Source organism: Methylobacterium tardum (genome assembly GCF_023546765.1).
GTDB lineage: Bacteria > Pseudomonadota > Alphaproteobacteria > Rhizobiales > Beijerinckiaceae > Methylobacterium > Methylobacterium tardum.
Map to the genome: position 1 here is coordinate 6,388,769 of NZ_CP097484.1, position 26,743 is coordinate 6,415,511.

The 26,743-nt window shown below is 69.5% G+C and carries 26 protein-coding genes, 1 tRNA gene and 2 pseudogenes; 18 read left to right on the plus strand and 11 right to left on the minus strand.

Going from position 1 to position 26,743, the window contains the following annotated elements:
• Positions 1-76: 76 nt before the first annotated feature.
• A pseudogene (locus M6G65_RS30590) lies at positions 77-265 on the minus strand (ArsR/SmtB family transcription factor); the annotation flags it as partial.
• A gap of 50 nt (positions 266-315) precedes the next feature.
• Here M6G65_RS30590 and arsH point away from each other — a divergent pair.
• The 3 genes and pseudogenes from arsH to M6G65_RS30605 all read left to right on the plus strand — a co-directional run bounded on the left by arsH (position 316) and on the right by M6G65_RS30605 (position 2,147).
• A pseudogene (arsH, locus tag M6G65_RS30595) lies at positions 316-1,061 on the plus strand (arsenical resistance protein ArsH).
• A 23-nt stretch (positions 1,062-1,084) separates the two neighbouring features.
• On the plus strand, positions 1,085-1,597 hold the full coding sequence (locus tag M6G65_RS30600) for a DUF6428 family protein (RefSeq protein ID WP_238193886.1): 513 nt from the start codon (positions 1,085-1,087) through the stop codon (positions 1,595-1,597).
• A 367-nt stretch (positions 1,598-1,964) separates the two neighbouring features.
• Complete coding sequence (locus tag M6G65_RS30605; protein ID WP_238193888.1) at positions 1,965-2,147, plus strand: hypothetical protein; 183 nt, start codon at positions 1,965-1,967, stop codon at positions 2,145-2,147.
• A gap of 969 nt (positions 2,148-3,116) precedes the next feature.
• Here M6G65_RS30605 and M6G65_RS30610 read toward each other — a convergent pair.
• Positions 3,117-3,467, minus strand: a complete 351-nt coding sequence (locus tag M6G65_RS30610; protein ID WP_238193892.1) for a hypothetical protein — start codon at positions 3,465-3,467, stop codon at positions 3,117-3,119.
• A gap of 145 nt (positions 3,468-3,612) precedes the next feature.
• Entirely contained in the window at positions 3,613-5,790 is a 2,178-nt protein-coding gene (locus M6G65_RS30615; protein ID WP_238193894.1) for a helix-turn-helix domain-containing protein, read from the minus strand.
• A 179-nt stretch (positions 5,791-5,969) separates the two neighbouring features.
• Here M6G65_RS30615 and M6G65_RS30620 point away from each other — a divergent pair, with 179 nt between their 5' ends.
• The 3 genes from M6G65_RS30620 to M6G65_RS30630 all read left to right on the plus strand — a co-directional run bounded on the left by M6G65_RS30620 (position 5,970) and on the right by M6G65_RS30630 (position 7,791).
• Entirely contained in the window at positions 5,970-6,641 is a 672-nt protein-coding gene (locus tag M6G65_RS30620) for a phage antirepressor KilAC domain-containing protein (protein WP_238193896.1), read from the plus strand.
• A gap of 88 nt (positions 6,642-6,729) precedes the next feature.
• Positions 6,730-7,059, plus strand: coding sequence for a hypothetical protein (locus tag M6G65_RS30625; protein WP_250103276.1), 330 nt, complete (start codon positions 6,730-6,732; stop codon positions 7,057-7,059).
• A 252-nt stretch (positions 7,060-7,311) separates the two neighbouring features.
• Positions 7,312-7,791 carry a hypothetical protein gene (locus tag M6G65_RS30630; RefSeq protein ID WP_250103277.1) on the plus strand — a complete coding sequence of 160 codons (480 nt, stop codon included), beginning with the start codon at positions 7,312-7,314 and terminating at the stop codon, positions 7,789-7,791.
• On the opposite strand, the gene M6G65_RS30635 is transcribed toward M6G65_RS30630, so the two are convergent.
• The 5 genes from M6G65_RS30635 to M6G65_RS30655 form a co-directional block, all read right to left on the minus strand.
• Positions 7,788-8,156 carry a hypothetical protein gene (locus M6G65_RS30635; RefSeq protein WP_238193902.1) on the minus strand — a complete coding sequence of 123 codons (369 nt, stop codon included), beginning with the start codon at positions 8,154-8,156 and terminating at the stop codon, positions 7,788-7,790. The genes M6G65_RS30630 and M6G65_RS30635 overlap by 4 nt on opposite strands.
• 296 nt (positions 8,157-8,452) lie before the next feature.
• Entirely contained in the window at positions 8,453-8,650 is a 198-nt protein-coding gene (locus M6G65_RS30640; protein WP_250103278.1) for a hypothetical protein, read from the minus strand.
• Positions 8,651-8,864: 214 nt separating this feature from the next.
• Positions 8,865-9,170, minus strand: a complete 306-nt coding sequence (locus M6G65_RS30645; RefSeq protein WP_238193905.1) for a hypothetical protein — start codon at positions 9,168-9,170, stop codon at positions 8,865-8,867.
• A 174-nt stretch (positions 9,171-9,344) separates the two neighbouring features.
• A complete protein-coding gene (locus M6G65_RS30650; RefSeq protein WP_250103279.1) occupies positions 9,345-11,849 on the minus strand; it encodes an AAA family ATPase in 2,505 nt (834 codons plus the stop codon).
• A gap of 80 nt (positions 11,850-11,929) precedes the next feature.
• Complete coding sequence (locus M6G65_RS30655; RefSeq protein ID WP_238193909.1) at positions 11,930-12,430, minus strand: hypothetical protein; 501 nt, start codon at positions 12,428-12,430, stop codon at positions 11,930-11,932.
• A 290-nt stretch (positions 12,431-12,720) separates the two neighbouring features.
• On the opposite strand from M6G65_RS30655, the gene M6G65_RS30660 reads away from it, so the two are divergent.
• Genes M6G65_RS30660 through M6G65_RS30680 form a run of 5 tightly spaced genes read left to right on the plus strand, consistent with a single transcriptional unit; the run spans position 12,721 to position 17,289 of the window.
• Complete coding sequence (locus M6G65_RS30660; RefSeq protein ID WP_238193911.1) at positions 12,721-13,881, plus strand: DNA-methyltransferase; 1,161 nt, start codon at positions 12,721-12,723, stop codon at positions 13,879-13,881.
• A gap of 37 nt (positions 13,882-13,918) precedes the next feature.
• Entirely contained in the window at positions 13,919-14,497 is a 579-nt protein-coding gene (locus M6G65_RS30665; RefSeq protein ID WP_250103280.1) for a hypothetical protein, read from the plus strand.
• Positions 14,497-15,495, plus strand: coding sequence for an McrB family protein (locus tag M6G65_RS30670; protein WP_238193915.1), 999 nt, complete (start codon positions 14,497-14,499; stop codon positions 15,493-15,495). Before M6G65_RS30665 ends, M6G65_RS30670 begins: the two co-directional genes overlap by 1 nt.
• Before the next feature lie 9 nt (positions 15,496-15,504).
• Positions 15,505-16,893: an McrC family protein gene (locus tag M6G65_RS30675; protein WP_238193917.1), complete on the plus strand. Its 1,389-nt coding sequence runs from the start codon at positions 15,505-15,507 to the stop codon at positions 16,891-16,893.
• A 6-nt stretch (positions 16,894-16,899) separates the two neighbouring features.
• On the plus strand, positions 16,900-17,289 hold the full coding sequence (locus tag M6G65_RS30680; RefSeq protein WP_063111868.1) for a hypothetical protein: 390 nt from the start codon (positions 16,900-16,902) through the stop codon (positions 17,287-17,289).
• Between the two features lie 74 nt (positions 17,290-17,363).
• Here M6G65_RS30680 and M6G65_RS30685 read toward each other — a convergent pair whose 3' ends face one another.
• The 3 genes from M6G65_RS30685 to M6G65_RS30695 all read right to left on the minus strand — a co-directional run bounded on the left by M6G65_RS30685 (position 17,364) and on the right by M6G65_RS30695 (position 18,983).
• On the minus strand, positions 17,364-17,996 hold the full coding sequence (locus tag M6G65_RS30685; RefSeq protein ID WP_250103281.1) for an NYN domain-containing protein: 633 nt from the start codon (positions 17,994-17,996) through the stop codon (positions 17,364-17,366).
• Positions 17,997-18,022: 26 nt separating this feature from the next.
• Positions 18,023-18,096: transfer RNA gene (locus M6G65_RS30690), tRNA-Gly, on the minus strand.
• A gap of 44 nt (positions 18,097-18,140) precedes the next feature.
• A complete protein-coding gene (locus M6G65_RS30695) occupies positions 18,141-18,983 on the minus strand; it encodes a 3-oxoadipate:acetyl-CoA acetyltransferase (RefSeq protein ID WP_238193921.1) in 843 nt (280 codons plus the stop codon).
• Between the two features lie 175 nt (positions 18,984-19,158).
• Here M6G65_RS30695 and aroQ point away from each other — a divergent pair, with 175 nt between their 5' ends.
• From aroQ to M6G65_RS30730, 7 genes are all read left to right on the plus strand, one after another.
• Positions 19,159-19,608: a type II 3-dehydroquinate dehydratase gene (gene aroQ / locus M6G65_RS30700; RefSeq protein ID WP_238193922.1), complete on the plus strand. Its 450-nt coding sequence runs from the start codon at positions 19,159-19,161 to the stop codon at positions 19,606-19,608.
• A 146-nt stretch (positions 19,609-19,754) separates the two neighbouring features.
• Entirely contained in the window at positions 19,755-20,456 is a 702-nt protein-coding gene (locus M6G65_RS30705; RefSeq protein ID WP_250103282.1) for an orotate phosphoribosyltransferase, read from the plus strand.
• Positions 20,457-20,467: 11 nt separating this feature from the next.
• Positions 20,468-21,547 carry a dihydroorotase gene (gene pyrC / locus M6G65_RS30710; protein WP_238193926.1) on the plus strand — a complete coding sequence of 360 codons (1,080 nt, stop codon included), beginning with the start codon at positions 20,468-20,470 and terminating at the stop codon, positions 21,545-21,547.
• 111 nt (positions 21,548-21,658) lie between these two features.
• On the plus strand, positions 21,659-23,104 hold the full coding sequence (locus tag M6G65_RS30715; RefSeq protein WP_250103283.1) for an amidase: 1,446 nt from the start codon (positions 21,659-21,661) through the stop codon (positions 23,102-23,104).
• Between the two features lie 422 nt (positions 23,105-23,526).
• Positions 23,527-25,302, plus strand: coding sequence for an acetolactate synthase 3 large subunit (locus M6G65_RS30720; protein ID WP_250103284.1), 1,776 nt, complete (start codon positions 23,527-23,529; stop codon positions 25,300-25,302).
• A gap of 81 nt (positions 25,303-25,383) precedes the next feature.
• Positions 25,384-25,926, plus strand: a complete 543-nt coding sequence (gene ilvN, locus M6G65_RS30725) for an acetolactate synthase small subunit (RefSeq protein WP_250103285.1) — start codon at positions 25,384-25,386, stop codon at positions 25,924-25,926.
• Positions 25,927-26,051: 125 nt separating this feature from the next.
• Entirely contained in the window at positions 26,052-26,696 is a 645-nt protein-coding gene (locus tag M6G65_RS30730) for a glutathione S-transferase family protein (RefSeq protein WP_238193930.1), read from the plus strand.
• The last annotated feature ends 47 nt before the right edge of the window (positions 26,697-26,743 follow it).

Genomic DNA, 26,743 nt, shown 5'->3' on the forward strand with positions numbered 1-26,743 from the left:
GCATCAGGAAGGCGATCAGGTTGGACAGCACCGGGTAGGCGGCGCTGTAGATGATCGAGCGGCCCTCGCGTCGCGAGGCGACCAGCCCAGCGTGGCTCAATTCCTTGAGGTGGTGGGAAACGCTCGCGGCGGAGACGCCGACCGCTTCGGCCAGCACGCCGGAGGCCAGGCCGTCCGGCCCGGCGGTCACGAGGGCCCGCACCAGGCGCAGGCGGTGTTCCTGGGCGAGGGCCGCGAACGCGGCGAGGGCTTGCGGTTCGTCCATTTTCGATACAATCTTCAAATTACAATTTGAACGTACAAGAAAGCCGATCCTTGGACAAGCCCGCCCAGCCCTTCGCCGACGGCCTGCCGAACCTGAGCCAGGCGCACTTCGTGGTGCCGACCCGCGAGGGCGTGCAGACGACGACGCCGTTCACCCACGCGCCCCGGTTCCTGATCCTCTACGGCTCGCTGCGCGAGCGCTCTTTCAGCCGCTTCCTGGCCTACGAGGCGGCGCGCCTGCTGGAGGCGATGGGCGGCGAGGTGCGGATCTACGACGCCCACGGCCTGCCGCTGCCGGACGACAGCACCGCCGACCATCCCAAGGTGCAGGAGCTCCGCGCGCTCTCGATCTGGTCCGAGGGCCAGGTCTGGGTCAGCCCCGAGCGGCACGGCAACATGACCGGCGTGATGAAGAGCCGGTCGACTGGCTGCCCCTGAGCGAGGGCAGCGTGCGGCCGACCCAGGGGCGAACCCTGGCCGTGATGCAGGTGTCCGGCGGCTCGCAGAGCTTCAACGCCGTGAACAGCCTGCGGATGCTCGGGCGCTGGATGCGGATGATCACCATACCGAACCAGTCGTCGGTGCCGATGGCCTACAAGGAGTTCGACGACGCCGGCCGTATGAAGCCGGGGCCGCTCTACGAGCGCGTCGTGGACGTCTGCGAGGAGCTGATGAAGGTCACGCTCCTGACCCGCGAGCGGGCCGACTACCTGGTCGACCGATACAGCGAGCGGAAGGAGCGCGAGCCGGAGCGGCTGAGCGCGGTGGCCGCCGACATCGGCTTCGTGAAGCGCTGAGGTTCAACCCGAGGAGCAAGCCCATGCTGACCCTTGAACACCCGGACACGACGACGCCGGCCGCCGTCACGGACATACCGTTGGGTGCCCTGCTCGCCGCCTGCGACGCGCAGCCGGCGACGCCGCTGGTGTTCAGCTACGCCGGCCGGACGATCCAGCGCGGCTACCACGTCACCGAGGTGAAGGCCGGGCAGTTCGCCGCCCTCGACTGCGGCGCCAACCCGGAAGCCTGGTCGGAGATCTTCGTCCAGCTCTGGGACGTGATCGACGGCTACCGCACCCACATGACCGCCGGCAAGTTCGCGGCGATCATCCGCAAGGTATCGGAGCAGGTCGGCCTCGATCTGAGCGCCCGCCTGACGTTCGAGGTAAGCGACGGCGTGGCGCCGCTGCAGCTGCATTGCGCGGGCGCCCCGGTCCGGGTGGGCGACGTGCTGACGGTGCTGCTGGCTCCACGCGTGGCTAGTTGCAAACCGCGTGACCGCTGGCTTGAAGCGCAAAAAGTAGAAAAGGAGTGCTGTGGCAGTCCATCATGACGGCGTGTATGAATCGCCAGCCTCAAGACATGAAGCCGGCTATATATAAAAAGAGGCAGGCGCCCCGATTTCGCCGCGGCGCCTGCAAGGTGTGTTCCGGTCTCAATAAGAACAGGCGTCTCTTAGCGGCGGTGCCGACAGGGATCTATGCCTAATTTGCAACGCCCACAGCCGGTTTGATTGTCACGATACTGTCATATAGGAGGAACTGGGCTGCCGCACTGCGGAATTACCAGCCGGGGGTGAACATGGCATCTATCGAAGAAATCGCGACAACGCTGCGCGCGATCGTCAAGCCGGGCATGAAGCCGAAAGAGCTACGGACCGCCGACGTGAGCGGCACCCGCAGGCCCACAAGAAGGAGATCGTGCGTGCGGCGTTCTATGCGCTGACCGAAGCACCGGCCACGGGCGATGCGGCGCTGGCGGACCTGCACAGCTTTGCCTTAAGCGAACGCGGTGCCGATGATGCGGACGGCGAGGTGAAGCCGAGCAAGAAGCGCAAGAAGAAGGATCGTCCCCGGAAGGCAGACGGGCACGCCCTGCGCTAACACCCTGGGGGTAATCGACCTGGCGGGCGACGCAATGGGGCGGCCTTGCAGGCCCATCGCGCGCGCGTACAGTCCCTACCGGTTCCCCAAACCGGCACCGCCTGGCGGGCATCCTGTGGCCGCGGCTTATCGGTGTCTCGGACCGATAGGATGGGATGGCAGGCCGGCGTTGGTCCGCGGCCCATCGCGCCCATGGGTACGCATGGGGATCCACGGAGACGGGATGGGGGCGCGTGGGCCGTGCCCGAGGGATGCCAGGCCTCATCGCAGGCCCGTCCCGTGCCCATGGGCCCGTGGCCGGTCATGGTCTGATATCAGGGGCTTAGTCCGTCCGCATCGGGGGCGGCCAGCCCATGGGCGTTCCATGGCCTCCCCATGGGGGCGTATGGGCCCAGGATGGGCTCAGCGGCCGGACAGGCCCCGGTCCGAAAGCACCTTGCCGAGGGCTGCCTCACAGCCTCGCCGAACCTGATGGGCAGGTCCTCGTAGGCGCGGGCGACAATGCCCTTGAAGTCGAAGGGGTGCCGCCGGTACTCCTCGTGCCTGTAGGCCGCCACGAGCAGGCGGGGGGCGGACAGGTTGTGGACCTGCGCACCCCACGCCGGCGCGGGCCCGTGGCCTTGGTCCTCTCCGGGCGCTCCCAGATGGCCTGGGCCCCGAACACCGAGGCGAAGAAGACGGGGCGGCGCTTGGCGTCCCTGGCCTTCGTGGTTTGGTGCACCTTCTGGCCCTTGCCCTTCGTGGTCTGGCTTCGTCCCGGAGGGCATCGCGGGCGGCGAACACCGTGCCGTTGAGCGCGTAGGAGGCCGCGTACGGGATCACGTCCTTAGCTAACCCCTGGAGCTGGCGGGGCCCATGAGATTGTGCTGGCGTTGAACCGGAGCTCTACGAGGGGGCGGTCAGACATGCCGGGCAGCGTGCCGGCGGCCGCGGGACCGGGCTAGGGTGGGTATTGAGCACCCACCCATGTTAGTCCTGCCGGGGCGCCAGACGGTCGGCCAAGGCCGCGTGGATCGCTTCGCGCCGGAGGGAGACTCCTCCATGCGTCCTGCCCCTCAGCGCCCGCGCGGCGCCCCTCAGGACGTCGTGGATGTCCACGTGCCGGCGAACCACGCCCTGGCCTGCAGGGGCCACGAGAGCGTCCCGCAGGGCGTCGACGATAGCCGCGTCGAGCTGCCTGGGATCGGGCGCCCCGGCGTCCCTGAGGGCCTGCCTCTCGGCCCGCTTCCTCTGGCGGTCGGCATCGCGACGCGCCGCCCGCGAGGACGGGGCCGGGAAGGGGGAGGCCGTGGACATCGAGGGGTACGGAGACGGGATCATGGGGCCGATCCTGCCGCCGGGGCTGGCAAGCCACCATGCCTTGAAACGACGACGCCCGCCGCGGGGTCGCCGGGCGGGCGTGTGTCCTGGCGGACGATGTGCTGCATCGAGAGGCCAGTCCCGGACGGCTCGCGCCGACCTGTGATCAATGTAGACGCGTCGCCGGTGAGGGACAATGCCCGAGAGTGCGGACAGGGCGACGGGGACGGGGCTTGAGGGGCATGTAGACGGTCTCCTGGGTCGGCAGGCGACCGAACGAGATCCCGTCCTCAAGCTCGCCCTGGAGCATGTGCATGGCGAATTCCAGGGCGTCCCGGCGAACGTGGAGCCGCATCGTCCTGTCGACCCGGCCGACACGTGCGAGGTCATGCCAGAACAGGCCCTGCAGGCGCTGAGCATGGTCCGAGTAGCGCTGACCGGGAGGAAGGGGATATTCCGCGACGAACAGGCCGAAGAGGCGGCCCAGGTCGGGGTTCACGTCCGCCTCAATCCAGGCCGGGACGGGCTCACGGGGGGCGGCGGGGGCAGGCTCCCCCTTAAGGGCGAAGCCCTCAGATAGATGGCGTGACGGATCTGTCGGAGCCGTGAGCGTGCACGCCTCCACGAGAGCCTGCATCTGGTCGTCGGAGACGTCCTCGTCGGGGAGGTCCAGCACCACCGTTGCACGGTCGGCCGCGCCCTCGAACATCTCCTCCAGCGCGCGCTCGACCGTCCTAGCGCAGCACCCGAGGAGCTCGGCGACCTGCCCGGCATCGAGGCCCTCGGCCGTCAGTTCGAGGATGAGCCCCGACCGCTCCCGCTTCTCCTTGGCCATGGCCTCCCGCTTCCTCGCCCCCGCGCGCTGGCGCTTCGCCGCCTGCCTCTCCGCCGGCGACAGGGCCTGTCGGTCCTGGGTCGCCGGCGTGAGGATCCGGAAGCCCAGCGAGGCGGCGAGCTCCCGCGTGACCTTCAGCTCGCGCGCGACCCGGCCGACGCCGTACTCGTAGAGGGGCGAGACCTCGCGGGGCTCGCCGCCGGGCGGCTTGTAAGTGACCGTCTCGCCGGCCTCATGGCGACGCAGCGCCTTCTCGATGGGGCGGAGGTAGGTCGCCAGCGCCTTCTCGGACAGCTTGGGCCCGCACAGCCACGGGGCGAGCTCGGCCGCCCAAGCACGCGCATCCCCGCCCCGGCCCGACAGCGCCCAGGCGCAGCACAGGTGGTGGCCGAGCAGGTTCCGGAGGCCCAGGTCGGGCGGGACGGCGCCGTCGCCGGCATGGTGCCGGATCAGGGCCTCGATCTCGGTCGCGACAACGGCCCAGCGCCCCGGCATGGGCGCGCGCAGGAATCCCGTGGGGGTCCTGCCCTCGGCGATGGCGCGCTCCTCGCGGGCCTTACGGCGGGCGGCGCACTCGTCGAGGTAGGCCTTCGTCTCCTGGCGGGTGAACGGGAGCACGGCGTCGCAGAATGCGTCGAACCCGGAGCGCGTCACGTCGGCCCAAGATGCCGGCCAGACGAGCCGGACGGTCTCGCCGCTGGCGTCGTTGATGGAGCCCGCGATGCGATGGACGCGGCTCATGTCGGCGACGGCCCAGTCAATCCGGCCGCCCTCCCACAGGGACCGCATGGCGGCCGCCTTCGCCGTGACGCGCTCGGTGCCGGCGCCGCGGCCCGTCTTGATCTCCTCGCCCCAGTAGGCGCGGCAGGCCTTGAGCACGCGCCCGCGCGCCTGCGGGGGGATGCGGCCGTCGGCGAGGTAGACGAACCACAACCCCCGGCCCGAGAACGTGACGTAATCGGGCCGGGGCACGCCGGCGGCATCGTGGCGCGCGAGGACGATGCCGGCGACGTCGGCGGGGTCCATGCCATAGAAGGCGTCGCCTTCGCGGATTTCGAGATCGGCCCACGCGTAGGCGTTGATGGCCACGAGCTCGTCGGACCGGCAGCCCGTGTCGTGGCGCTGGAGCGAGACGTACCCGGCCTCGGGCAGCATGTGCGAGTGCGCAAGTTGGATCGGGTGCCGGGTGATGCGGTGGCCGGGGTTGGCGCCGGTCAGCGTGGCGCGGCCCTTCACGGGGATCTGGCGCCTGATCTTCTTCCGCGGGGACGCCTTCTCGTAGATCGCGCTGTGGGTCGGATGCAGGACCGCAAGGTGCGCCGCCCGGGCGTCCAGCGCAGCGCGCTCGGCCGCGGCGGCGGCCCGGGCTTCGGCGGCGCGCGCCTGGGCCTTCTCGACCTTGGAGCGCCGGGACGCCGCGACGGTCGCACGCGCGCGGATCTCCGCGGCGAGCGGGGTTTCGTCGAGCAGGCAATCCGGTGTCTCGGGGATGACGTAGTCGAGGAGCATTCTCTGTCCAGGCGAGGCCATCGGCGGGGCAGCACACCCGTCGACCTGGATAGATTTGACCGTCCAAGCGCCTGGCACAAGCCCGGCTAGGGCGGCGTGAGGCCCCTCGGTTAACGCCGCCCAGGCCGCCGATCCGGCCCGCCCCGAGGCCCACCTCCTGGCTCGCCCGCGCCCCCGGAATGCCGCCGCGACCCCTTTCTGGCGGATCCGGCGACTCCGCCACCCCGACGCCGAGACCCCCCGCCAGCCCGGCCCTGGGGCCTCGTGCCAGTGTGAACGCGAAATTGCGTAGACGTCCCCAATGGGGCGCCGGCCGGCCTCGGCGAGCGGGATCCAGGCCCTCATGGATCGAATCGCCCGTTCTTCGCGACGAATCGAGCGGAGGTTCCCGGCTCTTACCGTGCGCGGTCCCGCGCGCCGCTGATCATGGCCCCTGCATCCATCGCAGGCAGCCCAATGTTCGCCCCGTCCCTCCCCAACGTCTGCGTCGACCGCTCCGGCGGCCTTCGCGCTATCGTGACGAACCGCGCGGTGCGCCGATACGCGAGCGCTCCCTGAGTGTCGGGGAGGTGGCCCTCGCCGGCCTCGATGACGCCGCGGCAGTCGAGGTGGGGATCCGGCCCAAGGACCCGTCGCGGCACCTGAGGGCCGAAGGTTGGGTCAACATGCGGGGCGCTAGCAAGCGCCTCCTCGCCCACCAGCACCGCCTCAACGACGGCAACCTGGTGCAAAAAACTACGGTCGTGCCGGACGCCGACGGGGAGGACCAAGCCTACACGCAAGTGCGGGTCACGGCGAAGGGGCTGGCGAGGCTCGCGACGGCGTTCGCGCCCCGCTTCCCGGGCATGTGAAGCGGTACAGGCAATCGGTAGCTAACCCGTCCTCGCTTCCCTCAGGGCCGGCGGCACGCGCCCCGGCCCACCTCCCGGAAACCTCCCCATGCATGCCACAGACCTCCTCGGCGACGACGTCATCGAGACCCTTGCCGTGTGGGAGCAGCGCGGCCGCTCGTGCCGCCTCCTCCTGACCGAAACCCTCACGGACGAGCTCGGCGTCGAGCCCCGGGCATGGCTGAAAATCGACCGCGCCCGGGCGGTGTTCTGCGCCGTCTACCGGGAGCCGGGTGACCTCCACCCTCGATACGTCGGCCGGACCCCGACACCGGCGGACTACGACGCCGCCCGGGCGGACCCGGCCGGGTCGGCGCTGTGCCTGATCCGCGAGGACCTGGCGCAGCTTGTGGACATCGGCCGCTCCACTGCGGCGTGAGATCGCCGGGCTGTGGCGAGCGCGCTACCTGTGGTGGATGATCTCTGACGCCGCCCAAGTCGCCGCTGTCTACACCTCCGGCGGCGTCGTTGCCTTCCTCCTGGCAGCGGCCTTTTCCGACAGCCCCTCGCCAGGGCGATCGATCGCTGGAAAGGAGCGAACCTCGGTAAGGATCGGTCCATCGACCTCTCCGGGACGGCGCAGGTCGAGGCCCAGAAGAACGCGCCGCCACCGGAGACCGAGAGGCTGCCCGTGCCGGCTCCGGAGCCGGGCGCCCCGCTGCCCGCGCTACCGCCCCCGAGCCCGGTCTATGCCCCCATCGAAGCCGACCTGCGCCGGCGCATTGAGCAAGCCGTTCCGGGACCGCTCGACGTCCAGATGGCGTGGGCGGTCCGCATCGCCGTGGCGGCTCAGGTGGAGGCAAATCACGAGCAGACGTACCGGCTCATATTCGGCAGCCAGATCCATGCCCTGAAACAGTTGAACACCCTCGGTCCGCTCACGCTTCGGCAGGCCCGCGAAATTTTCAACATCACTGCCCTCCGTAACTACCCGGAGACCTTCAAGGATGATGATTTTCCGGCTTGGAGTGGATACTTGGTAAACCGTGGCCTCGTCACGTTGGAGCCTGGAGACCCGACCGACGACACCAAGGCTTTCCTGACGCCCTTGGGGAAAGACTTCTTGCACTTCCTCGTCGGACGTGGGCTGCCCGAATACAAGTGGGGCTAGTCCCCGGTCCCGTAGATCGCCGTGCCCGACGCGCAGCCGGGCACGTTCGCGGCGATCTCGTCCGACGCCTCGAACAGGACGAACCGGCCGAGCCCGGGCACGTCGACCAGCACCAGGCCCATGCTCCTGACCGCCACGCCCCGGCCGGTCCGGACGCGCCAGCGCTTCGTGCGGGTGTCCGTGACCTGGCAGCGGGCCTCGACGGCCCACTCGCCGGGTCCGGTCCGCCGGAACGTCAGCCCCGTCGTGAGGACCTCGCTCCCGCGGCGCTCGACGGCGCCCATGTCCCACCGCTCGCCGTCCGTCGGGCCGGCCGACGCCGACCCGGCCACCGCGAGGGCGGCCAGGGTGATCAGGTTACGCATACGAATACTCCACTAGATACTTGCTACGTGCGCCCGACGTGCGCCTACCTGCGGCCTCCGCGGGGCTACCGTCGGCCGTCCCGCATGCGGTTTGTCATTCCGCGGCCCGATCGCATGTCATTCGTCGCGCGCGCATGTCGTTTGTCGCCGCGGGCGTTCTGTCCATTTCGAGGCCGCCAGCGGGCGTTCTGTCCAGGCAGCGGGCGTTTCGTCCCGGCCGACGCGGAATCCATTGATCGGACACCGGCGGCTCCGGATTCAACCGATCCGACACCGCCGCGAACGGCTCGACACCGCTACCGGGGGTCGAGCCCGTAGTCGGGCAGGCCGTCGAGAAGGTCGTCGATCTCCTCGTCCGTGGGCGGCGTGTACGGCGCGGCCGGAGCCTCCGGCTCAGGTTCGGGCGCCGGGGTCCGGGCCGGTTCGCCCAGCCTGTAGAACCGGCCCTCGGTCCGCACCCAACCGTCACCGCGCGCGATGAGGGGGAGGTCCACGCGTACGTGCTGCCCAGTCTCGGATGCCCGGTCACGAACCCCTTCAGCGAGGGCTTATCGGACCCCGGGTAGGTCGTCTCTTCGTACCGGTCGATGAACGGCGCGTCAGCGAGGTCTTCGGGGGACGGCGTCCAACCGGACGCGAGGAGGTCAGCGTCCCGGGCCCGGGAGCGGTTGCGCTCTGCGATCTCGGCGAGCGACGGACGGCGGAACCTCATAGCGAAACCCCTCTGCTGTAGTGGATGTCGATGCACCGTCCGAGTCTGAGCAGGCCCGTGGAATAGCACCAGGCCCACCCGCCGAACGAGCCCGCGGGCGTGTCCTCGATCTGCTGGACGGTCGACGTCGTGACCCGGCTCCCATCGGGGTACCGCGGGTGCCCGGAGATGACGCCGGTGAGTACCGCCCCGTCCGCAGCGCGGTCGTCGGGTTCGAGGAGCCACTCGTCGAGGAGGGGCGCCTGAGAGATGCGGTGCAGGTCCGCGGGGAGCCGGGACGGGTAGCGTTGCCTGACCGTCATGTCCGCCCCCTTCCTCGTGCTCGGCCTTGATGAGGGCCTGGATGACAGCGGTGATCTCGGCCAGGTCCCCGGGCCTGATGAGACCGTCGCGGACGAGTGCGATGGCGTGAGCGGCGATGCCGAACAGCGCGAGCTGACGCTCGGAGGGATCGGTCCGGTCCATGATCGCCTCCCTCATCGCCGCCGCGCCGGTCCGGCCTCGGCGACCAGCCGGGCGACCCGCGCGCCATCGAGACGGCGCTCGACGAGCAGCGCTTCCGCAATCCGGCGTACGGCTCCCGCATGCCGGCGGACCGTGTCCCGCGTCTCGGCGTACAGCCTGTCGAGTAGGGCCGACGTCTCCGCCTGCAGGCGCGGGTCCGTCGCGAGCGCCGTGACGGGATCCCGCTCGACGGCAATCAGGCTACGCTCGCCCAGACCCCACTCGCCCAGCATACGGACCGCGATCCTCGTCACGGTGAGCAGGTCCTGGCGCGCGCCCGAGCTGGCGCTGTCGAGGATGATCTCCTCCGCCGCCCGGCCCGCGAGCCCGATCCGGATCCGCGCCTCGGCCTCGGCGCGCGTCCATACCCCGCTGTCCCCCCCGACTAGCTCGACCCACCCGCCGACGCCCTCGCGCGACTGCAGGGTGACGATCAAGTCGCGGTCCGGATCAGACAGGTGCGCCTGCAGGGCGTGCCCGGACTCGTGCACCGCCAGGCGGTACAGCGTCGCCTCCGGCGTGTCCGCGTCCCCGGCCCCGGCGACGTCCAGCAGGTCATCGAGGGCGAGCGGCCGCCCCGCGTGCCGGGCGCGGCGGCGGGCGTCCTCGACCAGGGCCTCGATCATCGCGCCAGTGTGCCGTTCCGTCCGGTACGCGACCGGCAGCAGGTCCGCGTCGCGCAGGTCGTCACCGAGGCGGACGCGCAGCATCGCGACGCGCTCCTCCACGTCCGGCAGGCCCATCTGGATCGTCTTGCCGAGCCGCCCGGGCCGCCGGATCGCCGGGTCGATGCGGTCCGGATCGTTGGTCGTCCCGATGACGATGACGCCCTCCCGACCCGCCGCTCCGTCGAGTTGCTCCAGGAACGAGTTGATGACTTGCAGGACGTAGTCAGCGTGACGATGCTGCACCGTGCGGCGGTCGGCGAAAACGTCGACCTCGCCGACCAGCAGCAGGCAGCCGCGCTGCCCCGAGGCCAGGGCCTTGGCCCGCGCGAACGTCTCGCGCATCGCCCTCAGCGTTGTCCCGAGATGCGCCTCCCCCGTGCCCTGCCACTCCATCAGCGACGAGATGATGAGGGGCAACCCGCTGCTGTTGGCGAGAGCCTGCGCGAAAAGCGTCTTGCCGGTGCCGGGCAGCCCGCCGAGAATGGCGCCGTTGCGGACTGTCGCCCAATGCTCCCCGCTCCGCCATGCTGCCAGGTCCGCGATGAGGCCGCGGCCCCACTCGACCGCCTCCCGGGCGCCGTGGAGCTGATCGAGCGTAAGGTCCCGCCCCCGGCCCGACGCCGGCGTCGGCGTGACGAGCCGGACGATGTGCTCGACGCAGCGTGCCGGATCCCGCCCCGGGCGCACCGCCGCGGCGACGTCGGCCGCCGAGAACGCGAGCCCCTCCAGCCGGGCGCGGTCGGCGTCGGAGACGGCCTGGCCGGTCGTGCCCCGGATGACGGCAGCCACGTCCGCCCCGCAGATCGGGGACAGCGTGAGGCGGTGGTCGGCCGCCCGCAGCGCGACGGCCGGCAGGCACGTCCCGGCGTCCGGCGACAGGGCCAGAACAGGCTGCTCACGCCTGAGGCAGGCGACGTACTGCCGCTCGCGCTTGGCCGCCTCGTGATGCTTCGCCGGCGCGTCCTCGGCGAGCATCTCGACGCCGAACGGGACGCCCCGCTTGGCGTCGGCCGTGTCCTTAAGCACGGCGAGCGTCAGCGCGTCGGGCACGTCGAGCAGGACGACGCCGCCACCACCGACCAGGGCCTCGCTGACGCCTGGCACGTCGAGCGTGCGTTGCAGTTGCAGGGCGGCGGCGTGCGTCACCGGCGGCAGCCCGGAAACGACGTTGTCATCGAGGCCGTCGAAGCAGACGTCGAACTCGGGCTCGGCGCGGGGCGCGGTCGCCGTCACTATTGTTGCCTCGTCGACGAGATCCACCCAGGCCATCTGCCGAGAGAGCAGGCGGTTCTCCGGGCGCCAGGCGTTCGCGGCGTCGTATGTCCCGAGCTCGACCTGCCGGACGATGTGGCTCGCCTCGGCGCGCGTGCAGAGGACTTGGCGCCTCTGCACGGGATCCTCCGTGGCGCCGGCGTCGACGTCGAGCGTGTGCATCGCGGCCAGGGCGCATTGGCGATGCCCGGCGATTGCCGCGACGAGTCGGGCCCGGTCGCGCCACTCGGTCATCGTCTCGCGCGATTCGACCGGCAGCGCGCGGTCGACGCTGGCGAGCTCGCAGGCCTGCGCGACGGCGACGATCTGCAGGACGTGGCCGTCGTCGGTCAGGGCCTCGATGGCACACCGGACGCCGTCAGGGACGCCTGCGAGGTCGAGGGTACGCGCCCAGGCGGCCATGTCGGCGGAGGGCGGCCCCAGCGTGGGGTACCCCAGGGCGAGCTCGCTGTAGGTGGGAACCGTGGTGAGGAGGTCTGCGGGCGTGTGCTCACCCGCGCGGGCGGCCGGCGCCCGACGCTGCGCGTCGTCGGTCATGGACTCAATCTCCAGCGCCCATGTCGGCCTATGCCGACGGGGCAGGTGAGCGGTTCTATAGGAAGCGGCTTGCGAACCCGTTAACGGTGGGTTGGATCCAGCGCCCGCAGCCCCCTAAGCTCTACCAAGGCACTCGTGGCATCCGTGAATAGGGCGGTCGCCCCGATGGTGCGTTGGGCGTCGAGATACCGCGCCGCGGCCCGAACGAGGGCGGCGAACTCCCTGGCGTCATGGCGCTGGGCGATCCTCACGACGCCAGAGAGGGCGTTCGGGGGAAGCCCCTGTTTCCGGACGCGGTCGCGCGCCGTCGAGCGCCTGTTCATGCCGGTGAGCTCGGCCACGGCGGAGGACCAGTCGTCGCCCCAGACGCGGTTGGCAAGGGCATCGAGGGCCTCGACGAGGGCGACGCCGTACGCATCCCTCGGGATCGGGACCCGGCCGTCGGGCCCCTCCAAGTGCGGCTCCCGCCCGACGTACACGAGCTCGCCCTCGCGGCCGTCGAGCCACACGCGGCCGAGGCGGAGGTCGCCCGGCTCCGGCATCGACGGCGCGGCGAGCTCAAGGCGGACGAGGGGCGTCATGGACCGTCTCCACGCGGGGGCACGGCCCGATGCCATGGCCCGCCCCCGGTGGTGCCCGGCCGCCCTGGCGCGGTCAAGCCGCCGGCGCCAAGAGCCCAGGCTGTTGGTAACGATCTTCGCACTCTCGGCTGGCGCACCGGCGCGGGTTAATACAATGTGGCGGTCGGTTAACCGAAGCGGCGAGGCACTGGGTTGCAGCACGAAATGAAACGCCTGCCGGGGACAGGCGCGGTCGGCCAGTAGGACCGACCGAACGGACGAGTATTGCAATCCTTGAACAGGCCCGCGCGATGAACGTGAACGTCAAGCCAGACCTCTTCCGCCCCGAACCCGCGAAGGCCGACGGCGCGAACATCCGTTCTCGTCGCGGCAAGGCGACCCCGCCGGAACCGGTCCTCGAACCGGCGTTCATAAAGACCCTGTTCGGCGACGCGCGCTCCGTGCCACTAAAGGCAGGGGACGCCGATCTCGTCGTGACGTCACCGCCCTACTGGCTGAAGCGCGACTACGGAGTGCGCGGTCAGATTGGCCAGGAACCCACGGCCGACGAGTTCGTGGCGTCCCTCCTCGAATGCATGGAGGACTGGCGGCGGGTCATTCCCGAATGGGGCTCGGTGTTCATCAACCTTGGCGACACCTATCACCGCAACTCTCTCGCCGGTACGCCTGCCAGGCTTGAGGTGGCCGCCGAGGATGCCGGGTGGAAGCTCCGCAATCGCATCATCTGGGTCAAGGAAGGCGGGATGCCTGATCCCGCGAAGGACCGGCTCAAGAGCCGGCATGAGTTCATCTTCCACTTCGTTCGGAACAAGAACTACTACTACGACCAGTTCGGCTATGCCGAGAAGTATGGGAATGGCACCGGGCCGAGCGACGTCTGGACCATCGGCTTGCGGCGGGATCTCAGCAATCACTTGGCGCCATACCCGGTGGAGCTCGTGGACCGCATCCTCACGCTCGCCTGCCCGGAGCAGGTCTGCACGTGCTGCGGCAAGCCACGGCGCCGGATCGTGGAGCGTACGGCGATGCTCGACACCACGCGGCCGCAGGCGCGCCGCGCCATGGAGCTGGCGGCCGAGAAGGGTCTGACGGACGCCCACATCGCGGCCATCCAGGCGACAGGCATCTCGGACGCCGGCAAGGCGATGAAGACACAGACGGGCACCGGCAGGAATTCCGCCGCCGTCCAGCGGCTGGCGGCCGAGGCCAAGGTGGCTCTGGGCGGGTACTTCCGCGAGTTCACCTTCGCGAAGCGCGTGACAGCCGGCTGGACCGACTGCGGCTGCGAGGGCCCATACCGGCCAGGCATCGTCCTGGATCCGTTCTCCGGGACCGGCACGACGTTGCGCGCCGCCGCTTCCGCGGGACGAAGTGCGTACGGTATAGATCTGGCGAACACCCCCGCGTCGAAGAGGGCAACGTCAGGTGGCAGCAGGTCCAGGGTCGGGTGAGACCTACGTATTCACTGTGGATGCGGTCCGACGGGCGATGGACCGGCTTTCCGCTACGCCGGCGCACGAGCATTTCGCGGGCTACCTAGGTCTTCTGGAGGCCGACCGCCGGGGCAAGGGCGGCCTCCACCGGAGCCGGGACATCAAGGACTTCCACCAGCGCTACCTGACCGTCGCGGGCCTCAAGACCTCGTCGCCCTTCTTCTCGCCGGTCCGCAACCCGGACGCCGGCGAGGTCAAGCCCTTCAACAAGAACGTGGCCGGCTCCTACGCACCAAGCTCGCTCCGGCCGGACGGGCCGTTCATGGCCGCCGTGGACGTGAAGGGGAAGGGCCAGGGCGTGACCTACTCCCTGATGCCGGACCACGCGAACGTGGCGTCAGGCTCGATGCTCGGGGGCAAGCGCGTCCAGGCCGTCGCGCTCGCCGCCTACCTGTTCCGCGACTACGGGTTCGAGGAGCGCAGCCTGCAGGCGGTCCTCGATACCTTCCGTGACCGCTTCGCCCTCCGCGCACACCACACGGACGAGTCGGCGACGTTCGCCGCCCTGTTCGACCCGAGCCTCGACGGTTTCGCCGACGAAGACCTCGTCCCCCTGGCTCAAGACGCGGCTTGATGATCATGACGCCGGAGAAGGTCCGCCAGCTCACGGTCGAGAACCTGGGCATCGCGTCAGCCGTGGCCTCGACGCCCGACGCCCCGGCGCCCGCGCTGAGCGCCGCCGACACTTCGCCCGAGGACCTGGAACTGCCCGAGGGCGACGAGGTCCTGGCGCAGCTCCTCGACGCCATCGACCTTGGCTACGCCGGCATCATCTTGGTGGGCCCCCCGGGGACGAGCAAGAGCTGGTACGCCAAGCGGCTCGCCCACGCATATGCGGGCGATGCCGACGCGACCGACTTCGTTCAGTTCCACACCTCGTATCAGTACGAGGACTTCATGGTCGGGTTCGTCCCGGACGCGGCGGGCCGGTTTCAGCCGGTGAAGCGGACGCTACCCATCATGTGCGAGAAGGCGCTGGCGCGCCCGGATACGCAGCACGTGCTCGTCATCGACGAGATCTCGCGCTGCGACGCCGCCAGGGTCTTCGGGGAGGCCCTCACCTACGTCGAGATGGACAAGCGCAAGCTGCCCTTCCGGGTCGCCTCCGGGCTGGAGATGACGATCCCCGAGAACCTGGTGATCATCGCGACCATGAACCCTTGGGACAAGGGCGTGGACGACATGGACATCGCCTTCGAGCGGCGCTTCGCCCGGGTCGAGATGCCGCCGAGCCCAGACCTCCTACGGGAGATCCTGTTGGCGAAGGGCGCCGAGCAGGAGTTCGTGGAACGGATGCTCGCGTTCTACGAGGGCATCCAGCGGCTTGATGACGAATACTGTAGGCTTGGGCATGCCTACTTCATCAACGCGGTCAATGACACCAGCGCGAGGCGGATCTGGGCGTTCAGCCTCGATCCGTTCTTCAAGCGGGCCTGCCGGTTCTTGCCCGAGACCTACAAGGACATCCGGCGCATGTGGCGTGCCTTTGAGGACGGAGCGCCGGCGCCCGAGGTGGAAGCGTCCACCGATCCCGAGGCCGTGCCGGCAGGTGCCCCGGGCGCGGCGGCCTAAGGCGGCGCGATGCGGCGCCTCCAACGCGTCCCGGCGGGCGTCAGCTTCGCGTCAGGTCATCGGGCCGACCACCGGGTCCTGCAGGCCACCGAGCACGCGATGCTGCCGCTGCCTCCGGAACTCGTGCTGCCCAATGGCAGGCTCGACCTGCACGACGACGTCCTGAAATACTTCCAGGTCCTCTTCAAGGGGACCGTGCCCCACATCCTGCTCGGCCGCTACGTCGGCTACATCCCGCTCAACGATGCCTGGGCCATCAACGTCACGCCGCGGGTGCCGGTCGGGAACATGGAGCGCCTGATGGGCATGGTGACGGGTTACCGGCCCGTCGTGCTCGCTAGGCACCTCCGCACCTTCTCTACGTCCACGGAGATGCCGGTCTCCCTGGTGGACCTGATGGCCGAGCAGTTGCTGGCCATCTTCCAGCGCATCTGGCGCGACGGCCTGGTCGCGCAGTACGAGCGCCGCGAGCGCATCGGGTCGTCCCCGGCCGGGAGCGTGCGCGCCCTCGACAGCGCCCTCCTCACCCAGCGGGGCGCCAGACCCGTCGCCGTCTCGTCGTCGTTCGAGCGCACCACGGATTTCGGCCCGAACCGGATGCTGCGCCTCGGGGTCGAGAACCTGCTGCGGCGCTTTCTCTCCCTGCCGTCGGAGCTCGTCAGCCCCAAGCGCCTCCACGAGTTGCGGCGCACCCTGCGCGGCCTGGAGCACATTGCGCCGGCGCGTCCGTCCGAGGCGAGCCCCGAGGCCGTCGCCCGTTACCTGGCCTCACTGCCGCAATACCACGAGCACTACGTCGACGCCCTGCTGCTGGCCGAGCTGATCATCCGCGGCCAGGGCCTGGCCATCCGGGATCCGGACGGGGAGACGGTCTTCCGCACGATCCTGGTCGACATGGAGCGGATCTTCGAGGACTACGCCCGCCGGCTCCTGTCCGGGCACTTCGGGCGCGCCGGCGCGCCGCGGGTGCTCGACGGCAACTTGGGCGGCCCGGGCGGCGCCAAGATGCCGGCCTACGAGACGCTCGCCGCCGGGGCCAAGAATACTGACATGACCCCCGACATCGTCTTGCAGGACGGTGCGGCGACCCACTTGGTGATCGACGCCAAGTACAAGCGCAACGAGGGCGTCCCGGACCGGCCCGACCTGAACCAGGTCCTGGGCTACTCCGTCCGCTACCGGTGCCCGAGGGTGATGCTGCTCTACCCGATCCGTCCGGACGGCGTGGAGCCGGCGCGATTCGTGGGGACCGTTGGTGATACTGAGGTCTACACGGGCCACATCGACCTGGCGTCCGTCGACATCGAGGAGGAGGAGAAGCTATTCTGCGGGGCGATCCAGGCCCTTTTCGAGAATTCCACGTCCTTCAAGGCAGGATCTGCGTCACTCCAACCCTGAACGCGCATGTCGAAACGCAGGTACCACTGGACGCCGGAACAGCTCGACCGCATGGCGGACATGGTCGAGGCCGGCATACCTCGCCCACGCATCGCCGCGGCCATGGATGCGAACGTGGCGGCCGTGGAGTGGCAGCTCCTGCGCCTGGGCGTGGTCGGCCCGAGGAGCGGCAGGGTCGGCAAGGCCGGTACGGACTACGTCCGGGGCGGGCGCGTCGTACGGCGGTTCACCCCGGAAGAGGACGCCCAGCTCCTGCTGCTCGAAGCCGAGGGGCTCGGGGCCAGCGAGATCGGCCGTCGGCTCGGCAGGGCGCACCACACCGTCATAGGCCGGCTCGCTACCCTGGCCCGCCACGAGCAGCTCGATGAGGAGAAGCGCAGCGGAGGCCAGAGGTAAGTCGCTCCCCGACCCTATGACGCCGGATCATCAACTGTCGGAAATGCGTCGGCCGCGCGGAATGGCGCAGGTCATCACGGCCATTCGAACGCGCAGCCCCCGATCAGGTCCAAAGAACCGTCGAGGGGACGGACCCGGTTGACGGAGATTGCCATCTCACCGGTCGGGCTGAACGCCCGGGAGAACGCCGCCATCTCGACCTCCCAGCCCTCCTCCTGCGCGACCCGCACCAAGGGCATGAAGTCCCGATCCGCCGAGGCGAGCACGAGCACGCCCGGCTCGGGTGCCTTCACGATGATGCGGGTCCCCTGCGCGACCAACTCCGTGTCGACGGCCTTCTCCTTGTTCTGGGCGTTGCGCTCGTGCGTGATGACCTTGAAGCCCCCCTGCTCGGCCATCGTCCACACCGCGTCGTTCGCCGGCGGCCGGGACCCGACAAGGATCGCTTCCTGGATCGGCCTCCCGTCGGCGAGGCGGGTGAGCAGGCGCGAGAAGTCGATGCGCCAGGAGATGTCCGAAGGCTGCCTGTCGCCGGGCGCGGCGGGAAGCTCCCCCTTACGAACCGCCGAGGCCTTCTGGCCCTCGATGAAGATGTTCGAGTTGTCGACGAGAATCACGCAGCCCACGGTCGCCACCTGTGAATGGTTGTATCGATGTTGTATCCGGCCATCCCGGACATGCGTCAGCGTCGGACCAAATGCGGCCAACTCGCTGACGCAGCAATGAAAATTGATGGAGCGGGTACCGGGAATCGAACCCGGGTATTCAGCTTGGAAGGCTGCTGCTCTACCATTGAGCTACACCCGCGCGGTCGGAGCGTTAGCACGCCGACCCGCGCGTGAGAAGGTGGCTCAGCCAAGCCCGAGCGCGGCGCGCGCCTCGGCGGGCGTCGCGACACGGCGGCCGTGGCGGGCCACGGCCTCTGCGGCGAGCCCGACCAGCTCGGCGTTGCTCGCCGCCAGACGGTCCTTCGTCACCCGGATGTTGTCCTCGAGGCCCGTGCGCACCGCGTCGGCGCCGCGGGCCAGCGCCCAGTCCATCACCACCGCCTGATTGCGGCCGATCCCGGCGGCGGTCCAGGTCGCCTCGGGCAGGATCCGCCGGGTCTCGGCGAGCAGAATGTCGAGGAGGTGCTCCTCGGCCGGCATCGCATTCTGGACGCCCATGACGAACTGCACGTGCGGGCGCGCGTCGATCAGGCCCGCGTACACGAGGCGCTTGGCGCCGTGCAGGTGCGAGAGGTCGAAGATCTCGATCTCGGGCCGGACGCCGTACTGCTTCATCTGGCTGGCGAGGTCGGTCACGAGGCTCGCGGAATTCTCGTAGACGATGGTCGGGAAATTCACCGAGCCGGTGGACAGAGAGGCCATGTCGGGCCGGTGCCTGAGCGAGAGGCCACGGGCGGCCGGGTCGCGCCCGCGCCCGCCGGTGGAGAACTGCACGATCATCCCCGGGCAGTGCTGGCGCAGCCCCTCCTGCACGGCGGCGAACTTGTCCGGGTCGGAGGAGGGCGACTCGTCGTCGTTGCGCACGTGGATGTGGCAGAGCCTGGCGCCGGCCTCGAAGGCCTGCTGCGTCGATTCGATCTGCTCGGACACCGTGACGGGCACGGCCGGGTTGTCCTTCTTGCGCGGGACCGAGCCCGTGATCGCCACCGCGATCACCACGGGTGCGTCGCTTCGGGATGCCGCCATCCGATTGTTCTCCCTGCCTCATCCCCTCGCGCCGTCCGGGATAGCGCCGCGGGTCGCGGATCTGAACCGACCGGCGTGCGACTCGGGTCCGTATGCGGGACATCTCCGGCCGGATGACATCCTGCCCTTGTGTCTTGCCGGCGCTTGCCGCACCTCTCGGGCCGCGAGGCACACGATGAACGACACGATCCTGGTCCTGAACGGGCCGAACCTGAACCTGCTGGGCAAGCGCCAGCCAGAGATCTACGGCCGCGAGACGCTGGCCGATGTCGAGGCCCTGTGCCGCGAGACCGCCACAGGCTTCGGACTCGCGGTCGAGTGCCGCCAGAGCAACGCCGAGCACGTGCTGATCGACGCGATCCAGGAATTCCGGGTCGGCTCGGCCGGCATCGTCATCAACGCCGGCGCCTACACCCACACGTCGGTGGCGATCCTCGACGCGCTCAACGCCTGCGAGGTGCCGGTCATCGAGTGCCACATCTCGAACGTCCATCGCCGCGAGGCCTTCCGCCACCACTCCTACATCTCGCTCGCGGCGACGGCCGTGCTGGCGGGGTTCGGGACACATGGCTACGCTCTGGCGATCCGGCACCTCGCGCATCTGCGGGCCGGCAAGACCGCATGAAGTGAAGCGCGGATAGCGCGCCGCACAGGGTTGACGCTGACGGAGACAGGGCGGAGGAGGGCGGTCAGGCCCTTATTCAACGCGTTCTCTCCGGCCGGACTGATTTTCAAGCCCCGGAGAGCACCCCAGCGGAGCGCGCACGCCGCATGACCAGCCCCTTCCTGCCCCTCGACCGGCAAGTGATCGCCCGCGAGGCGGCCAAGATGTTCCTCGAGATCGGCGCGGTGCTCTTCTACAAGGACGAGCCGTTCAAGTTCACCTCCGGCTGGGCGAGCCCGGTCTACACCGACAGCCGGAAGATCATCTCATTCCCACGCCTGCGCTCGACGCTGATGGATTTCGCCACCGCCACGATCGTGCGCGAGATCGGCTACGAGAAGCTGACCCACATCGCGGGCGGCGAGACCGCCGGCATCCCCTTCGCCGCCTGGATCGCCGACCGGATGATGCTGCCGATGCAGTACATCCGGAAGAAGCCCAAGGGCTTCGGCCGCAACGCCCAGATTGAGGGCGAGATCGCCGAGGGCGCCCGGACCCTGCTGGTCGAGGATCTCGCCACCGACGGGCGCAGCAAGGTCAATTTCTGCAAGGCCCTGCGCGATTCCGGCGCCCAGGTCGATCACTGCTTCGTGCTGTTCTACTACGACATCTTCCCCGGCAGTGCCGCGCTGATGGAGGAGATCGGCATCAAGCTCCACTACCTCACCACGTGGTGGGACGTGCTGGCGGTGGCCAAGGAGATGGGCACCTTCGATCCGAAGACCCTGGAAGAGGTCGAGCGCTTCCTCAACGCGCCGGCGGAGTGGTCCGCGGCTCATGGCGGCATCTCCGCCTTCGGTCAGGCCTGAGGAGTTTCGCGATGGGTGTCGCCGAGCTGTTCCCCGCCGAGCGCCAGGAGGCGAAACCGGTCGACCGGATCACGATCCGCCGGCCGGACGACTGGCACATCCACCTGCGCGACGGTGCCATGCTGAAGGCGGTGCTGCCCTATACAGCGGCGCAGTTCGCCCGGGGCATCATCATGCCGAACCTCGTGCCGCCGGTGACCACGGTCGCGGCCGCGCAGGCCTACCGGGAGCGCATCCTCGCCGCGTTGCCCGCCGGCATGGACTTTACGCCGCTGATGACCTGCTACCTGCGGGACGACACCGATCCGGATGAGATCGAGCGTGGCTTCCGGGACAAGGTCTGGGTCGCCGCCAAGCTGTATCCGGCCGGCGCGACCACGAACTCGCACGCGGGCGTCACCGACCTGAACGGCATCGCGCCCGTGCTGGAGCGGATGGAGCGGATCGGCATGCCGCTCCTGATCCACGGCGAGGCGACCGACCCGGAGATCGACATCTTCGACCGCGAGGCCGCCTTCATGGAAGGCAGCCTGATCCCGCTGCTCGGCCGCCATCAGGGGCTGAAGGTCACCGTGGAGCACGCCACCACGGCGGAGATCCTCGACGTGGTCCGCGAGCACCGGAGCCGGTGCGCGGCGACGATCACGCCGCACCACTTGGTAATCAACCGAACCCACATCTTCCAGGGCGGCCTGCGCCCGCATCTCTACTGCCTGCCGGTGGCCAAGCGCGAGCGGCACCGGCTGGCCCTGCGCAAGGCCGCGACCTCGGGCGAGGCCTGCTTCTATCTCGGCACCGACACGGCCCCGCATGTCCGCGGCGCCAAGGAAGCCTCCTGCGGCTGTGCCGGCGTGTTCTGCGGCCCGAGCGCGCTCCAGACCTACGTGCAGGTCTTCGACGAGGAGGGAGCGCTGGACAAGTTCGAGGCCTTCGCGTCGCTCAACGGCGCCCGCTTCCACGGCCTGGAGCCGAATCCCGGGACCGTGACCCTGGAGCGGCGGCCCGGCCGGGTCGCCGAGGCCGTCTCGGTCGACGACACGGCGGTGGTGGTGTTCCGGGGCGAGGAGACGCTGCCCTGGTCGGTGGCGTGACAGCCTGAGGCGAAGGCGCGCCGTCCTCGCTTTGCTCCGCTCGCCAAAACGGTCTCCGATCTTGCATCGCGGAGTGACTGGCACAGCCCACCAGATTGAAGGAGCGGTACGATGCAGGACGTGCGACCGGACGGCATCACGGCCATGGGCGCGGTCGACCTCGCCGCCGCCATCCGCGGCCGGGTCGTCTCCTGCGTCGAGGTGATGCGCGCCTATCTGGAGCGGATCCACAGGATCAACCCGCAGGTGAACGCCATCGTGGGGCTGCGGGACGACGCGGCGCTTCTGCACGAGGCGGAGGCCGCGGATGCCGTCCTGGCGCGCGGTGAGGCGGTTGGACCGCTCCACGGCTTCCCCCTCGCGGTGAAGGATCTCGATCCCGTGCGGGGCCTGCGGTTCACGCAGGGCTCGCCGATCTTCGCCGACCGGGTCGCCGACACCGACTCGATTATGGTGGCCCGGCTGCGCGCCGCCGGAGCGATCTTCATCGGCAAGACCAACATCCCGGAATTCGGCCTCGGCTCGCACAGCTTCAACCCGGTCTACGGGACCACCGCCAACGCTTACGATCGCGACAAGACCGCGGGCGGGTCGAGCGGCGGCGCCGCGGTCGCGGTGGCCCTGCGAATGCAGCCGGTCGCCGACGGCAGTGACCATGCCGGATCCCTGCGCAACCCGCCGGCCTTCAACAATTGCTACGGCCTGCGCCCGGCCTGGGGCCGCATCCCCGCCGAGGCCAAGGACGTGTTCAGCCCCGGCCTCGGCGTGCTCGGGACGATCGGGCGCACGCCCGCCGATATCGGCCTGATGCTCTCCGTTCAGGCGGGCTACGACCCGCGCAACCCGAACGCGATCCGTCAGGACCCCTCCGCCTTCGCCAGCCCGCGCGCCCGGGATTTCCGCGGCACCCGCATTGCGTGGCTCGGCGATTTCGGCGGGCAGATCCCGTTCGATCCCGGTGTGCTGGAACTCGGACGCGCAGCGCTGACCACCTTCGCCGAGCTGGGCTGCATCGCCGAGGAGGCTGTTCCGCACTACGACATGGAGCGGCTCTGGCAGGATTGGCTGGTGCTGCGGGCGCTGACGGTCGCGGCGAACCTCCGCCCGTTCTACGACGAGCCCCGCCACCGGTCCCAGCTGAAGCCGGAGGCCGCCTGGGAGGTTGAGCGCGGGCTGGCGCTCACCGCCGACAAGATCATCGCCGCGCTGGAAGGCCGTACGCGCTGGTACGAGACCCTGCGCCGGTTCATGGCGACTTACGACTACCTCGTGATGCCGACGGCGCAGGTCTTCCCGTTCGACAAGTCTCTGCGCTGGCCCGAGACGGTCGGCGGGCGCCGGATGGACACCTATCACCGCTGGATGCAGACCGTGATCCCGGTGACCATGGCGGGCCTGCCGTCCCTCGACGTGCCGGCCGGGTTCGGGGAGGCCGGACTGCCCACCGGCATCCAGATCGTCGGTCCCAACCACGGCGAGCTCGCCTGCCTTCAGCTCGGCACGGCCTACGACGCAGCGAGTAACTGGGTCCGCCGCTACCCGCCGCCGCTGGCGTGAAAGCGCGGAAGCTCGAAACACCGAAACGGCACGATAGAACCGTTGACCCGCTCTCCGCTCTCCGCTAAGACGCCCGGCACTTCACGCGCGATCCGTTGCAATCCTTGCTGGATTGGTCGGCCGCCGCGGGGCGAGTTCGGATATCCGATGACCACGATCCTTATTGTAGCGGTAGCGTCACCGACGGGGCGGCCCTGAGCTAGGGCCGCGGTCCGAGCGGTGGCGCATGCAGGGTCCCTCGGGGCCCTTTTTTGTTGCCCGCGTCAGGGCAGCATGGGATCGGCGCAGACGGGATATCGACGCGAAGGGCACGTTCGGGCGAGGCGGAGACCGCCCCGCGGGACGAAGGTGCGGTGAGAGAGGACGGGGCAGGGCGGCGATCCGAGGATCGCGGTGGCTCCGGAGAGCGCGAGGAGACGAGCATGAGCGGCGAGGTCATGACCGGGGCCGAGATGGTCATCCGGGCCTTCCAGGATCAGGGTGTCGACACGCTGTTCGGGTATCCGGGCGGCGCCGTACTTCCGATCTACGACGCGCTGTTCCATCAGAACGCCGTCAAGCACATCCTGGTCCGCCACGAGCAGGGCGCTGTCCACGCGGCGGAGGGCTATGCCCGCTCCTCCGGCAAGGTCGGCTGCGTCCTCGTCACCTCGGGTCCCGGCGCCACCAACATCGTCACCGGCCTGACCGACGCGATGCTGGATTCGATCCCGCTGGTCTGCATCACCGGCCAGGTCCCGACGCATCTGATCGGCACCGATGCCTTTCAGGAATGCGACACGGTCGGCATCACGCGCCACTGCACGAAGCACAATTACCTGGTCAAATCGATCGACGACCTGCCGCGCATCCTGCACGAGGCGTTCTACGTGGCGGCCAATGGCCGTCCCGGCCCGGTGGTCGTTGACCTGCCCAAGGACATCCAGTTCGCCTCGGGGCTCTACGAGCGTCCTGAGATCGCGAGCCACAAGACCTACCGCCCGGCCGTGAAGGGCGATTCCGACCGGATCCGCGCCGCCGTCGAATTGATGGCAACCGCGCGCCGGCCGGTCTTCTACACCGGCGGCGGCGTGATCAACTCGGGCCCGGAGGCTTCGCGCCTGCTGCGCGAGCTCGTCCGCGAGACCGGTTTCCCGGTGACTTCGACCCTGATGGGGCTCGGCGCCTATCCGGGCACGGACGAGAAGTTCCTGGGCATGCTCGGCATGCACGGAACCTACGAGGCCAACCTCGCGATGCACGAGTGCGACGTGATGATCTGCGTCGGCGCCCGGTTCGACGACCGGATCACGGGCCGGCTCGACGCGTTCTCGCCGTTCTCGAAGAAGATCCACATCGACGTCGACGCGTCCTCGATCAACAAGGTCGTGAAGGTCGATGTCGGCATCGTCGGCGACTGCGCCTCGGTGCTGGCCGACATGCTGGAGGCGTGGCGCGCTTTGCCGTCGCGGCCGGACAAGTCGAACCTCGATTCGTGGTTCCAGAAGATCGGGACCTGGAAGGCGCGGGACTGTCTCGCCTACTGGCCGTCGGGCACGATCATCAAGCCGCAATACGCGGTCCAGCGCCTCTACGAGGCCTGCAAGAGCCGCGAGACCTACATCACCACCGAGGTCGGCCAGCACCAGATGTGGGCTGCCCAGTACTTCAAGTACGACGAGCCGAACCGCTGGATGACGTCGGGCGGCCTCGGCACGATGGGCTACGGCCTGCCGGCCGCGATCGGCACGCAGCTCGCGCACCCGAACGGGCTGGTGATCGACATCGCCGGCGAGGCCTCGATCCTGATGAACATGCAGGAGATGTCGACGGCGGTGCAGTACCGCCTGCCGATCAAGGTGTTCATCCTGAACAACGAGTACATGGGCATGGTCCGGCAGTGGCAGGAGCTGCTGCACGGCTCGCGCTACTCGCAGAGCTACTCGGAGAGCCTGCCGGACTTCGTGAAGTTGGCCGAGGCCTACGGTGCCAAGGGCATGCGCTGCGAGAAGCCGGGCGACCTCGACGGCGCCATCGCCGAGATGCTCGCCCATGACGGCCCGGTGATCTTCGACTGCATCGCCGACAAGACCGAGAACTGCTTCCCGATGATCCCGTCGGGCAAGGCGCACAACGAGATGCTCCTGTCCGATTACCTCGGCGAGACCGGCGTCGAGCTCGGCGACGTGATCTCCGAGGAAGGCAAGATGCTGGTGTGAGGGAGGGCGGCCCGGCTCCGTGCCGGGCCGCGATCCGCCGCTGCGGCGGCGATGGGTCGAACGACGAGGACGAGGCCGGCGATGAACGCGATGAACACCCACTACCCCGATGCGGTCCGCGTCGAGCCGGTGAACCGGCACACGCTGGCGGTGATCGCCGACAACGAGCCCGGCGTGCTCGCCCGCATCTCGGGCCTGTTCTCCGGCCGCGGCTACAACATCGAGAGCCTGACCGTCTCCGAGACCGAGGAGGCGCGCCACATCTCGCGCATCACCATCGTTACGACGGGCACGAACGCCGTGATCGAGCAGATCAAGGCGCAGCTCGACCGCCTGGTGCCGGTGCACCGGGTCGTGGACCTGACGCTCCAGGGCAACGCCATCGAGCGCGAGATCTGCCTCGTGAAGGTGAAGGGCGAGGGCGAGCACCGCAGCGAGGCCCTGCGGTTGGCCGCGGCCTTCGGCGCCAAGACGCTCGACGCGACGCTCAACTCCTTCGTGTTCGAGCTGACCGGCGCCACCGAGGAGATCGACCGGTTCGTGCGCCTGATGAGCGTGATCGGGCTGGTGGAGATCTGTCGCACCGGCATCAGCGCCATGGGGCGTGGGGCGGAGCCGCTCTGAGCTTCTGACGCGCGGCCAGTCGGTGCTCGGGGGAGCCGGAAGTCGTCGTCGGATTTGAAGGCGACAGCCGGCTGGCCGTTGTCGCTGAAAACGTCGCGCCCGCGTTCGCCGATCAAGGACCCTGCATGACTGCCCGCACTCTTTACTACGCCCCCGGCGCCTGCTCGCTCGCCGCCCACATCATCCTGGAGGAATCCGGGCTGCCCTACGAGGGCAACAAGCTCGACCTCGCGGCGGGCGACCAGCGGCGGCCGGAATACCTGTCCATCAACGATCGCGGCCGCGTGCCGGCGCTGACCGAGGACGGCTGGGTGCTCACCGAATGCGCGGCTATCCTGCGCCACGTCGCCCGTCAGGTGCCGGAGAAGGCGCTGTGGCCGACGGATCTGCGTGAGCAAGCGGCCGCCGACGAGTGGCTCGGCTGGCTCGCCTGCAACCACCACGTCACCTACGCGCATGTCCGCCGTCCGGAGCGCTACACCGACGACGAGAGCGCCTTCGAAGGCATCAAGGCGAAGGCCGCCAACACCTATGCGGATCTCGCCACGATGACCGAGGTTCGCCTCGCGCACGGCGGCTGGGCGGTTGGCGACCGCTTCAGCGTGGTGGACGCCTACCTGATGGTCTTCTGGTTCTGGGCCAACGGGCCCGTGCTCCGGTTTGATATGGCCGGCCGCTTCCCGGCCTGGACCGCCCATGCCCGCCGCGTCGCCGAGCGGCCGGCCGTGCAGACCGTCTTCGCCCGCGAGGGACTGCCGCTCCCGCGCTGACCCGGTTCGGCCGCGGCACCCCCTTGCGGCGGCCGTCGAATCGGCCT